This is a genomic window from Aeromicrobium sp. CnD17-E, from assembly GCF_024124745.1.
GTDB lineage: Bacteria > Actinomycetota > Actinomycetes > Propionibacteriales > Nocardioidaceae > Aeromicrobium.
In genome coordinates this window covers 1-12,088 of record NZ_JAMXRU010000097.1, presented here as the reverse complement: position 1 = coordinate 12,088, position 12,088 = coordinate 1, and the positions used below count along the sequence as shown (strand labels likewise).

12 protein-coding genes are annotated in these 12,088 nt (G+C 73.1%); 10 read left to right on the top strand and 2 right to left on the bottom strand.

Annotated features, from left to right (window positions below; translation table 11 throughout):
- The coding region (locus tag NH339_RS14815) for an FAD-dependent oxidoreductase (RefSeq protein ID WP_253026696.1) at window positions 1-690 on the top strand (690 nt) is incomplete at its 5' end.
- Window positions 691-760: 70 nt separating this feature from the next.
- Here NH339_RS14815 and NH339_RS14810 read toward each other — a convergent pair.
- Complete coding sequence (locus NH339_RS14810) at window positions 761-2,032, bottom strand: cytochrome P450 (RefSeq protein ID WP_253026694.1); 1,272 nt, start codon at window positions 2,030-2,032, stop codon at window positions 761-763.
- 117 nt (window positions 2,033-2,149) lie between these two features.
- Here NH339_RS14810 and NH339_RS14805 point away from each other — a divergent pair, with 117 nt between their 5' ends.
- Window positions 2,150-3,400 (top strand): CdaR family transcriptional regulator, encoded by a 1,251-nt coding sequence (locus NH339_RS14805; RefSeq protein WP_253026692.1) that lies wholly within the window; start codon window positions 2,150-2,152, stop codon window positions 3,398-3,400.
- A gap of 137 nt (window positions 3,401-3,537) precedes the next feature.
- The gene (locus tag NH339_RS14800) at window positions 3,538-4,476 is read left to right on the top strand and encodes an MCE family protein (RefSeq protein WP_253026691.1); all 939 of its coding nucleotides are present in this window, start codon (window positions 3,538-3,540) and stop codon (window positions 4,474-4,476) included.
- Window positions 4,477-4,510: 34 nt separating this feature from the next.
- Here the strand turns inward: NH339_RS14800 and NH339_RS14795 are convergent, their stop codons facing one another.
- Window positions 4,511-6,163: an FAD-binding dehydrogenase gene (locus tag NH339_RS14795; protein ID WP_253026690.1), complete on the bottom strand. Its 1,653-nt coding sequence runs from the start codon at window positions 6,161-6,163 to the stop codon at window positions 4,511-4,513.
- Window positions 6,164-6,291: 128 nt separating this feature from the next.
- On the opposite strand from NH339_RS14795, the gene NH339_RS14790 reads away from it, so the two are divergent.
- From NH339_RS14790 to NH339_RS14760, 7 genes are all read left to right on the top strand, one after another.
- Window positions 6,292-7,449 (top strand): CdaR family transcriptional regulator, encoded by a 1,158-nt coding sequence (locus NH339_RS14790; RefSeq protein WP_253026688.1) that lies wholly within the window; start codon window positions 6,292-6,294, stop codon window positions 7,447-7,449.
- A 25-nt stretch (window positions 7,450-7,474) separates the two neighbouring features.
- A complete protein-coding gene (locus NH339_RS14785; protein ID WP_253026686.1) occupies window positions 7,475-7,894 on the top strand; it encodes a nuclear transport factor 2 family protein in 420 nt (139 codons plus the stop codon).
- Window positions 7,895-7,985: 91 nt separating this feature from the next.
- Window positions 7,986-8,417, top strand: a complete 432-nt coding sequence (locus NH339_RS14780; protein WP_253026684.1) for a hypothetical protein — start codon at window positions 7,986-7,988, stop codon at window positions 8,415-8,417.
- 212 nt (window positions 8,418-8,629) lie between these two features.
- Window positions 8,630-9,457, top strand: a complete 828-nt coding sequence (locus tag NH339_RS14775) for an amidohydrolase family protein (RefSeq protein WP_253026682.1) — start codon at window positions 8,630-8,632, stop codon at window positions 9,455-9,457.
- 107 nt (window positions 9,458-9,564) lie between these two features.
- Entirely contained in the window at window positions 9,565-10,089 is a 525-nt protein-coding gene (locus NH339_RS14770; protein WP_253026680.1) for an MSMEG_0572/Sll0783 family nitrogen starvation response protein, read from the top strand.
- A 10-nt stretch (window positions 10,090-10,099) separates the two neighbouring features.
- The gene (locus NH339_RS14765) at window positions 10,100-11,185 is read left to right on the top strand and encodes an MSMEG_0568 family radical SAM protein (RefSeq protein WP_253026678.1); all 1,086 of its coding nucleotides are present in this window, start codon (window positions 10,100-10,102) and stop codon (window positions 11,183-11,185) included.
- A 1-nt stretch (window position 11,186) separates the two neighbouring features.
- Entirely contained in the window at window positions 11,187-12,053 is an 867-nt protein-coding gene (locus NH339_RS14760) for an MSMEG_0567/Sll0786 family nitrogen starvation N-acetyltransferase (RefSeq protein WP_253026676.1), read from the top strand.
- The last annotated feature ends 35 nt before the right edge of the window (window positions 12,054-12,088 follow it).

Here is a 12,088-nt window from a genome sequence, read left to right as displayed (position 1 = left end):
GGGTTCCTCGGGCTGGAGGTGGCGACGGCCGCACGGCGGACCGCGGCGACGGTCACCGTCGTCGACCCCGAGCCGCCCCTCGTGCGCCTGGTGGGCGACCACCTCGCGACCGTGCTGGTGGGCCGCGCGACCGGCCACGGCATCACCGTCCGGCGCTCCGCGGTGCGTCTGCACGGCAGCCCTGTGCGGGGGGTGGAGCTGGACGACGGCAGCGTGCTCGAGGCGGACGTCGTCGTGACGTGCGCCGGCGACGTGCCCGAGACCGCGTGGCTGGAGGGCAGCGGTGTCGCCGGACCGCAGGGCGTGCCGGTCGACGCGTCGTGCCGCAGCCCTCGGGACGGTGTGTGGGCGGCCGGCGACGTCGCTGCACCCGTGGTCGACGGCGCGGTCGTGCGCCGACCGCTCTGGGCCAACGCGGTCACCCAGGGGCGTGTGGCGGCGGCGTCGATGCTCGGCCAGGAGGTCGACGACCCGGTCCTCGACGACTACGCCTGGACCGAGGTCGCCGGGACGTCGGTGAAGGTCGTCGGGCGCCTGCCGTGCACCGGCACGCCCCGCGTGCTCGAGGAGTCCACCGACGGCGGCCAGCTGCTCGCGTTCGGCTCCGACGCCGTGGCCGCGGTCGGGCTCCGGCGTCCCGTCCCGCGGCTGCGGCGGACGCTGAGCGAGCTCCGGTCGGCCGAGCGATGACGAGCCCCCCGTGGACTCCACGTCCGCGGGACCCCTCCGCCCGCTGCCGGCTCCGGGCATCGAGGGGATGTCAGGTGCAGGAGGCTTCGGGCACCAGTCGGAGCGGCAGGGTCTCGAGTCGCTGGATCACGTTGTTGACCGCCCGGGTCGGGGTGTCGACGACGTGGAGGTCGGCGACGTGACGGACGAGCGCGTGCAGCAACGCGTGCGTCTCGAGTCGAGCCAACCCTTGGCCGGCGCACCCGTGGGTGCCGTGTCCGAAGCCGACGTGCAGACGTGCGTCGCGGTCGAGGCGGAAGGAGTCGGGCTCGTCCCACTGCCGCTCGTCGCGGTTGGCCGAGGCGAAGGCCAGGATGACCTGCGACCCTGCGGGGATGAGGGTGCCGTCGACCTCGACGTCGTGGTGCACCCGTCGGCCGAACGCGCGGACGGGAGACTCCCACCGGACGACCTCGTTGAACGCGCTCGGCACCAGGGAGGGATCGGCCTTGAGCCTGGCCCACTCCTCGGGATGCGTCGCGAGCAGCCACAGCGCAGCCGCGATGGCGCTGGCCGTCGTGTCGATGGACGGGGCGAGGTAGTCGACGAGGACCGATCGACGACGCAGTCGTCCGGCCCGGTCGGTCCCTGTCGTCCGGAACACCTCGTCGGCCATGCTCCCCGGCAGGACGTCGGAGCGGCGCGCACGTCGCCGGGCGAACATCAGCATCCTGAGGCCGTGGGGCATGGCGCGAAGGGACCGACCGTTCAGCGGACCGAGGATGTCGAAGGTGGCGCCGGCCCACTCGACGAGGTGCTCGCGGCCGTCCTTCGGCCATCCGACCAGGTCCGGCACGACCGTCAGCGGCAGGCGCAGGGCGATGTCGGCGACGCCGTCGACCGTCCCCCGCGCCAGAGCGTCGCGCACCGTCCTGTCGGCCAGGTCCTCGATCTGCTCCTGCAGGGGCCGCAGGGCGCGCGGCGTGAGCCGGTGGGCGAGCTCCCTGCGCCGTGCGCCGTGCTCCTCGCCGTCCGTCATCAGCAGGCTGTGCCGTCCGATGCGTCGCGACACGGCGTTGAGCCCGACACCGTCGGCGGAACGGAAGGCGTCCGGGTCCGCGAGTGCCGCCTTGACCTCGGCGTAGCGCGTGAGGGCGTACGCCCGCTGCTTGGACAGCCAGACGACGGAGCCGAGGTCGCGCACGACGCGCAGCTCTCGGTGCGGATCGACGAGTGACGAGCGGCGATAGAGGTCGCCGTCGTACACGGGGACGCGGCGGTCGATCCGACCGGCGCGCGGAGGCGGGGTCGTCGCGGCCCGGTGGTCGGCGAAGGGGCAGCCAGCACGCGGTGAAGTGTCCACGGCGCCATGCTGGACGGGAGGCGTGCCGCGCGGAAGCACCGATGTGCACCACCTCGGCCACCCGATGGTGCGTTCTGCCCCTCATCGCCGACGCGGGCCTGTCCTAGGGTGGCGGACGTGCTGTCGAGACCCTCGCCGCTCACGGATGCTGTCGCGGCTCTCATGACCCAGGCGTGCGGCCGGCTCGTGGCGACGCAGGACGAGTGGCTTCCCCCGCTCACCGCGGACGCGCTGACGGCCGTGGGCCTCGAGGCGGCCGCGAACGACCCGGCGCTCAGGGCGGCCGCCGAGAGGGCGTTCCACGCGACCTTCCTCGACTGGTTCGGCCACACCATGGTCCACCCCGGAGAGCCGGTCCCCGTCCGGCTCAACGACGCCGTCCGCCAGATCTCGCGAGAGCTCGTCCTCCTCGGTCTGGAGGACGTCGCCATCTCGGCGTACAGCGCCGGCCAGGCACGCGCGTTCGCGCTGCTCATCGACGCGGCCTTCTCGGTCACCGACGACCCGGCCGAGCTGCAGATCCTGCTGGAGACCGCGACGTGGTCGATGAGCAGCTTCGTCGAACGCACGGTGGCAGCCGTGGACGACCTCATGGCCACCGAGCGTGAGGACGTCGCCCGGGCGGGTCGGGCAGAGGTCCGTCAGGCGGTCGAGCTCGTCCTGTCCGGCGCGGAGATCACCCCCGGCCGGGCCGAGAGCCGGCTGGGGTACCGGCTCGACTCCAGCCACGTCGCGATCATCGCGTGGACCGAGCAGGGGGAGGCGGGAGTCAGCGAGCTGGAGACCGCCACCCGCACCATCGTCCACGGCGGACGGCGCGCCCTCGCCGTCGCGCCGTCCAGCAGTACCCGCTGGCTCTGGACTCCTGGCACCGAGCTGCAGGCCGTCGTCGAGCGGGTGCAGGCCACGGCCAGGCAGCACGCACCGGTGCGCTTCGCGCTGGGTGGTCCGCACAGTGGCATCGCCGGCTTCCGGCGCAGCCACCGAGAGGCGCTCAGGGCGCAGCGCTTCGCGTCCGGCCCCGCGAGCGGCGAACGTGCTGTGACGGTCTTCGACGACGTGCACCTGCTGTCCATCATGTTGTCGGACCAGGAGGAGGCGAGGGACTTCGTCGAGCGCGTCCTGGGCCCGTTCGCCGGCGCGGACGCCTCCGTGATCCAGACGGTCGCGATCTTCGTGGAGTCCGGGTGCAGCGTGCGCGAGACGGCGGCGCGCGCGTTCTGCCACCGCAACACGGTCCTGCGGCGGCTCGCGCTCGCGAGGCGTGACCTGCCTCGCCCGCTCGAGGACAACGCCGTGCAGGTCGGTGTCGCGCTGCGTCTGGTGGGCCACCTGGAGCGACGCGCGGCCGTTCCCGGGTCCTCGTGACGAGCAGCGCAGGACGCCTGGTGCACGAAGCCCCACGCCGAGAGCAACGAGGTGCTCGACGCCCCTGATGGGCGGCTCGGCGCGCGGGCATCATGAGCTGCGTCACACCCCGCTGACGGTCGCAGGAGGTCGAGTCGGTGAAGCCCTTCCGTGAGCGGGATCCGGTGCTGGTCGGTCTGGCCGGCTTCTGCGTGATCGCGTTGCTGCTGGTGGCCGCGTTCCGGGCGGACCGGCTGCCGATCGTCGGCGCCGGGGACCGGTACACCGCGGAGTTCGCGGAGGTTGGCACGTTGACGAAGGGTGCCGAGGTCCGGGTCGCGGGCGTGACGGTCGGACGGGTCACCGACATCGCCCTGGACGGGCCCAAGGCCGTGGTGACCTTCAAGGTCACCCAGGCGGTGGACCTGGGGCGCCGGACCGGCGCCGCCATCCGGATCCGGACCCTGATGGGGGCGCAGTACCTCGCGCTGCTGCCCGACGGTGCGGGGAGGCTCCAGCGCGGCGGGGTGATCCCGCTGTCACGGACCCAGGCGCCCTACGACGTGGTGCAGGCGTTCACCGACCTCGGGCGGACCACGGGTCAGATCGACGTGGACCAGCTGTCGCAGGCGCTGGAGTCGGTCTCCGACGTCGCGGCCCGCACGCCAGCGGAGTTCAGGGCCGCGATCGCGGGCGTCTCGCGACTCTCGAGCAGTCTCGCGGCGCGTGATGACCAGCTCAACACCCTCCTGGCGAACCTGCGCCGCGTGACGGGGACCGTCAACGCGCGGGACGCGCAGCTGGAGCGTCTCGTCGACGACGGTGACGTCCTGTTCCGAGCCGTCGTCGCGCGCCGGGTCGCGGTCCAGCGCGTGCTGGTCTCCACGCGGCGGCTCTCCGACGAGATCCGTGTCCTCGCCGAGGACACGCGGGCCGACCTGCGTCCGGCCCTGGCGAGCCTGGACCGCGTGACCGGCATGCTGCGCCGTAACGCCGACAGCCTCGACCGTGCCCTGATCCTCTTCCCTGCCTTCGGACGCACCTTCGCCAACGCCCTGGGTGTGGGGCCCTGGTTCGACGGCTACGTGCAGTTCTAGGGTCCCGCGTCGGCGCCCGAGCCCCGACCGACCGTCAGCCCACCTGCTCCGCGGCGGCGCGGCCGGCGACGCGGCCGGAGAAGAGGCAGCCGCCGAGGAAGGTGCCCTCGAGGGCGTTGTAGCCCATCATCCCGCCGCCGCCGAAGCCGCTGACCTCACCGGCTGCGTAGAGGCCGGGCAGGGGTGTGCCGTCGCTGGTGAGGCAGCGGCCGGACAGGTCGGTCTCGAGGCCGCCGAGGGTCTTGCGGGTGAGGATGTTGAGGCGGACGGCGATGAGGGGTCCGTTCTTCGGGTCGAGGAAGCGGTGCGGGGTGGCGACGCGGACCAGCTTGTCGCCGCGGTAGCGTCGCGCGCCGCGCATGGCGGTGATCTGGGCGTCCTTGGTGAAGTCGTTGTCGATCTCGCGGTCGCGGGCCGCGAGGAGACCGCGGAGAGACTCGAGGTCGATGGTGGTGTCGTCGTCGCCGACGCGGTTCATGCCGGCGACGAGCTCCTCGAGGGTGCCGGCGACGACGAAGTCCTCGCCGTGGGTCTTGAACTTCTCGATCGGCTCGGGTGCTCCGGGCCGGATGCGCGAGAGCAGGAGCTTGACGTCCTTGCCGGTGAGGTCGGGGTTCTGCTCCGAGCCCGAGAGCGCGAACTCCTTCTCGATGACCTTCTGGGTGAGCACGAACCAGGAGTAGTCGTGACCGGTGCCGCGCAGGTGCTTGAGGGTGCCGAGGGTGTCGAAGCCCGGGAAGTACGGCGCGGGCAGCCGGGCGCCGGTCGCGTCGAGCCAGAGCGACGACGGCCCGGGGAGGATGCGGATGCCGTGGTTCTCCCAGATCGGGTCCCAGTTGCGCAGCCCTTCCACGTAGGCCCAGAGCCGGTCGGGGTTGATGACCGACGCGCCCGCGTCCTGGGTGATGGTGAGCATGCGGCCGTCCACGTGCGCCGGCACCCCGGCGACCATCGTGGCCGGGGGAGTGCCGAGCCGCTCGGGCCAGACCTTGCGGACGAGGTCGTGGTTGCCGCCGATCCCGCCCGACGTCACGACCACGGCCTGCGCGCGCAGCTCGAAGTCGCCGACCACGGTGCGGCTCGACGCGACGCCGCGGTCGACGCCGGTGGGCTCGAGCAGCGAGCCGTGGGCGCCGACCACGACGCCGTCCTCCAGGACGAGGCCGTCGACCTGGTGGCGGAAGGCGAACCGGATGCGTCCGGTCGCGACGTGCTCGCGGACGCGCCGCTCGAACGGGGCGACGACGCCGGGGCCGGTGCCCCAGGTCAGGTGGAAGCGGGGGACCGAGTTGCCGTGGCCCTCGGCGCGACCGTCGCCGCGCTCCGCCCAGCCGACGACGGGGAAGAGGCGCAGGCCCATGCCGTGCAGCCACGACCGCTTCTCGCCGGCGGCGAAGTCGAGGTAGGCCTCGGCCCAGCGCCGCGGCCAGGCGTCCTCCGCGCGGTCGAACTGCGCGCTGCCCATCCAGTCCTGCTCGGCGAGCTCGCGGGAGTCCTTGACGCCCATGCGCCGCTGCTCCGGGGAGTCGACGAGGAACAACCCACCGAGGCTCCAGAACGCCTGCCCGCCGAGGTTCTGCTCGCCCTCCTGGTCGAGCAGCAGCACGCTGCGACCACGGTCGGCGGCCTCCGCCGCGGCGACGAGACCGGCCAGGCCGGCTCCGATGACGATGACGTCGGCGTCCATGGGTGCTCCTTCGTGGGCCGGCCGGGTGCGGGCTCGCTGTCACCTAGGATGCATTCGCAGGCCGCAAGGAGCGATGGTCTTCATCACTTGATGAGCAACCGCGTCGCGTGCCAGTGACAGGAGGTCCCATGGGGTCGGTGCAGCGACGGGCCGTGCAGGCGCGGGTGCTCGCCGACGGCGGACGCATCGCCCGGCGCATCGCCGACGCCCTGCGGCGCGAGATCCCCGCGTACGCGTCGCTCGGCGAGGGCCAGCGGCGCGAGACCGAGGCGATCAGCCTCTGGGGCGTGCAGCGTCTGCTCGAGCTCTGGGTCGAGGACGGTCGGCTCGGCGACGCCGACCTGCGCCAGTTCCACGGCATCGGCGTGGCCCGCGGGACCGACGGTCGACCGCTCTCGGCAGTGCTGCGCGCCTACCGGGTCGCCGCGGTCGAGGCGAGCGGGCTCGTGCGCGACAGCGGCGTGGCGGAGCTCGACGTCGAGGACGTGCTGGCGATGAACGTCGTGCTGCTGGAGTCGCTCGACGCCCTGTCGGAGGCGCTGTCGGCGGGGTACGCGGCGGCCACCGAGCGTCTCGCGACCGACCGCGACGAGGTGGTGCGGGCGCTGACGCAGGACCTGCTCGCCGGTCGCCAGACGTCGGCGGCGGCGCTCGCGGACCGCACCCGTCTGCTCGACCTCACGCTCCCGGCGCGGCTGACGATGACCGTGGTCGGTGCCCCGGGCAGCGACGTGACCGCTGGGGACGTGGCCCAGCTGCTGGCGTCGGCGGACACCGACGGGCTGGTGCTCTCGACGACGCGCCAGGGGGTCGGCGTCGTGCTGCACGAGCGACCGCTCGACGTCGGCGTCGACGTGCGGTCCCGCGGCCGACGCACCTGCCGGTTCGACGACGTCGCCTTGCCCGATCTTCCCGCCACGTTCCGGCTCGCCGAGGTGGCGGTGCGTCACGCCCCGCCCGACCTGGACAGCACACCTGTCATGGTCGAGGCCGACGCCCTGCTGGTGGCGCTGTTGCACGGGCAGCCGCCGGTGGACCCTCGGACCCTGGCCGAGGCGGCCCTGCGCCCGCTGCTGGAGCCCGACCAGGCGCACCTGCTGGCCGGGCTGCGGGCGTTCCTCGAGCGCGGGTCGGCCGTGGCGGCGGCGGAGGCGCTCGGTCTGCACCCGCAGTCGATGCGCTACCGGCTGCGGCGGGTGCGCGAGACCACGGGCCGCGACCTCGGCTCGGCGTGGGACCGGCTGCTGCTCGCGACCGCGGTGGCGGTGCTCTCGCTGCAGCCCTGAGGGCGGGGCGTGGTTCGATGGGCGCGTGGCCGACCCAGACCTCCTCGTCGAGCGCTACCTCGCGGCCCTGGAGGCCGCCGACCTCGACGCCGTGCTCGCTCTGTTCGCGCCGGACGCGACGGTCGTGTCGCCGCTGTACGGCACGGTGCCGGCCCGCGCGTTCTACCCGGTCCTGTTCGCCGACACGGCGGAGTCGCGCCTGACCCTGAAGGCGACGATGCGCGGGACGCGCGACGGCCGCGACCTGGTGAGCTTCTGGTTCGACTTCGACTGGACGCTCGCCTCGGGCGAGCCCGCCCCGTTCTCCGTGGTCGACGTCGCGGAGCTGGATGGGGAGGGACGGATCGTGCGGCTCACGATCGTCTACGACACCGCCCCGATCCGCGGTGCGTTCGACCGGCAGCGACCCGAGGTCGGCCAGGACGAGGCGCCTGCAGGAGCGTGAGTCCCTCGTGACCGCGCGTCCGTCACGACCTGGCGATCGAGCGGATCATCACCCGGAACGCGATCCTGGCCCTCAAGGCAGGCTCCTACTCTTGAGCGGTGTCACGCACCACGAAGAGCTGGAACGGCCGATGACGACCCGCGTCCGCGCAGGCGCCGTGGCGGCGCTCGCCGCTGCCCTGCTCGCCGGTGCCGTCTGCGCGACTCTTGCGTTGCCGCTCACCACGCCGTACCAGGTATTCCGAGCGATTCCAGTGGCAACGGCCATCGTCGTCCCAGGCCTTCTGGTCGCAGCAACTCGGCTCTCGGCTCTGCAGCATCGCGCCAAGCGCTACGTGGCGGCCGTCCAAGTCGTGGTGGGCCTGCTGTGCCTGGCAGCCATCGCCTTCCTGGAGCTGGGCGGTGACCCGAACATCGGCGGCGGGATGGCTCTCTTCGCAGCCGCCTGGTTGCTGATCCTCACGACAGCGGTGACCTGCCTCATCGTTGCCTCGGTCGCGGGGGACGGATCCGCTCGACCGTGAGGTGCTCGCCGTCTCCTTGCTCGTGATCGCCCCGGGTGCGACCGCGCCAACGGTCGGACGCTCCAGGGAAGCCCGCCGAGGTGGCGTGCCGGCCTCGCGCAAGTCGGCCATGTTTCGCGATCCCGGCGCGGAAACAGCCAGGTTGCGCAGACCTTCCGGCGACGTAGTCCGACGGTGACCAGTCCGAAACATCCCGAGCGCTGAATGGAGACATGCCTCCCGCACCGCTCGACGCGCACCGCCACATCGGCGAGCTGCCCGCGTTCCCGTTCTACGGCGGCCCGCCGATCCGGGCCGACGTCACGGCCAAGGCGACGGTGCGCGACTTCTTGCAGACCCTCGACGACGAGGGGACCGAGCGCACGCTCGTGCTGCCGAACTACGGCGTGCCGGTGCCGGACGCCGCCTTCGACCTGAACCCGCTCGCGCTCGAGGCCGCCCAGCGCGACGACCGGGTGAGCTGCGGACTGTGGGTCTCGCCGAAGGCGTCCGACGCCGAGCGCAACACCGCCGCGCTGGCCCTCGTCGGCGAGCAGGGCGTCAAGGCGCTCAAGACCAGCTTCCTGCTCGGCGGCAGCCCCACCGACCCCGACTGCGCCGAGGAGATCGACCGCATCTTCACGACGGCCGCCGAGCACGACCTCGTCGTCCACGTGCACACCTCGCCCGGGGCGGCCTCCGACGTCGACCAGGTGGGCACGCTCGTCGAGCGCTACGGCGACGACACCAAGATCCACCTCGTCCACCTCGGCGGCGGGATGAGCGGGCACATGAAGCTCATCGGCGGCCGGCTCTTCGACTGGATCGAGGCCGGCAAGAAGGTCTACACCGACACCAGCTGGACCATCGGCTTCGCCCCCGCCTGGCTCGTGCAGGAGATCGAGCGACGCGGCGTCGGGCACGACCGGATCCTGTTCGCCACCGACGCGCCGTGGGGCGACTTCGCGGGCGAGCACGCCCGCCTCGCCGCCGCGGCCGGAGACGGCGAGCTCGCCGACCTGTTCTTCCGGCGCAACTTCGAGGCGCTCTACGGCACCTGACCCCCTGATCCCTGGCCCCGGCTCGGCGGCCAGTGCACCACCCGCACGACCTACACCGCAGCACACCACCCGCAGCACCCCATCCCACACCGCACCAGGAGAAGGCCATGACCGACATCGACGACCAGATCGCCCAGAACATCGCCGCCTCGCTCGCGGAGATCCCGCACCCGTCGCAGGCGAAGGGCACCAACCTCTACGGCTCGACGAAGATCTTCCCCGACTACCAGGCGGAGGACGGCGAGAGCTACTTCACGCTGGTCCACGGCATCCCGCACGAGTCCAGCGTCAGCTTCGTCGCGATCCTGCAGGCCACGCGCGCCCTGCGGAAGGGCTTCGACTCCGCGATGTACTTCTACGGTCCCGGCACCCTCGCCTGCATGGCCACCCGCGGCTTCCCGACGACGGGCGACGCGGGGTTCCCGGGCGAGCTGAACATGAACGCCTCGCTCGAGACGTTCATCGCCGAGGGCGGCACCGTCTTCTGCTGTCGCTTCGGCCTCGCCCTGCACGGTCTGCGCGAGGAGGACCTCATCGAGGGCGTCATCCCGGCGCACCCGCTCGACGTCCAGGACGCGCTGATCCACTACGCGCGCAAGGGCGCCATCATCAACTCGACCTACAACCTCTGAGGGCACGGCCATGACTGTCCCGTCCTCAGCACAGGGCTCGCGCACGCCGACCCGCGTCGACGTCGCCATCCAGGGCATCCGGCTGCTCGACGCGCCGCTCACGCGGCCGAACGGCGCGGGACCGAGCGCCGACGGCCACGTGCTGCTCGACGGGGTCGGTGCGGCCATCCCCCTCAACCCGCGGAGCCCGTACTCGGTGTCCGGCGGCCGCCTCCTGCTCGACGGGGCCGACACCGGCCTCGGCGTGGAGGCGGTCGGCCGACCCCGGTTCTACGACCTCCAGACCGCCGACGGGGTGAGCTACGAGAAGATCGCCCGCCTGCACGCCGCGAACGTGCTGGCCACGACGGTCGTGCAGACCTGCGCCCGCTACGACGAGTCGGAGCGGTGCCGGTTCTGCGCCATCGAGCAGTCGCTGGAGCAGGGCTCGACCATCGCGGTCAAGACGCCGCAGCAGGTGGCCGAGGTCGCCCTGGCGGCGGTGGAGCTCGACGGCGTGACGCAGATGGTCATGACCACGGGCACCTCCCGGGGACGCGATCGCGGCGCCACCCACCTCGCCCGGTGCGTCCGCGCCGTGCACGAGGTGCTGCCCGACCTCCCGATCCAGGTGCAGATCGAGCCGCCCGGCGACCTCGCCTCGATCGCCGAGCTGCACGAGGCGGGGGCGCGGTCCATCGGCATCCACGTGGAGTCGCTCGACGACGACGTCCGTCGGCGCTGGATGCCCGGCAAGTCCACCGTGTCCCTCGACGAGTACCGCGCCGCCTGGCGCGAGGCGGTCCGCGTCTTCGGCCACAACCAGGTCTCGACCTACCTGCTCGTCGGGCTCGGCGAGGACCCCGACGAGCTCGTCGCCGGCGCGCGCGAGCTGATCGACATGGGCGTCTACCCGTTCGTCGTCCCGTTCCGTCCGCTGGAGGGGACGCTCGCGACCGACGTCGACCACGTCGCCGCGCCGGCCACCGTCGACGTCGGGCGCGTGACCCGTCAGGTCGCGACGGCGCTGCGCGTCGCCGGCATGGCCGGCTCCGACCAGGCGGCGGGCTGCGCCGCCTGCGGTGCCTGCTCGGCGCTCAGCTGCGAAGGAGCCTGACATGACCTTCGAGATCGACCACGGCATCCTCACCGGCAGGCGTCCGGACCCGACCGCGCCGGCGGACTACATCGTCGTGCAGGCCGACGCGTCCCAGCGCGACGCCTACCGCCGTCTCCGGCGCGACGTGTTCGTGCGCGAGCAGGGTCTGTTCACGACGACCGACCACGACCGCGCCGACGACGACCCGCGGACGGTGGTGCTGGTGGCCCGCTCGATCGCCGGCGAGGTGCTCGGCGGGGTGCGGCTGCACCCCGCCCCGCACCCCTCGACCGAGGACCGCGACCTGGGCTGGTGGCGGGGCAGCCGGCTGGCCGTCCGGCCCGACGTGCGCGGCGCGACCGGTGTCGGCGCGGCGCTGGTCCGTGCCGCCTGCGCCTGGGCCGAGTCGCTCGGGGCGCTGCGCTTTGACGCGGTCGTGCAGACCCAGCACCACCCCCTGTTCACGCGGCTCGGCTGGACCACCACGGGTGACGTCGAGCTGCAGGGGCGTCCCCACGTGGCGCTCTCCTGGCCGATCGCGCGGGTCCAGCGCCTCGCCGAGGCCACCAAGTCGCCGCTCGGCGGGCTCCTCGCCGGCCTCGGTGCTCCTCAGGGCGGTGCCCCCGCACCCGGCTTCTGGGGGGACGACGGCGTCCCGGTGCCCGGCTCGGACCTCGTCGCCGCCTGCGACGCGATCCTGCCGACGATGGTCGAGCGCGACCCCGAGTGGGCCGGCTGGTGCGCGGCGCTGGTCAACCTCAACGACCTCGCGGCCATGGGCGCGACGCCGGTGGGCCTGCTCGACGCCGTCGGGGCGGTCGCCGTCCCCGTCGCCCTCCAGGGACGCTCCGAGGACTACTGGGTGCTGACCGGCCGCGCGCGCTGAGCGCGGACGCTATCGTCTGCCCGTGGCCGACGCAG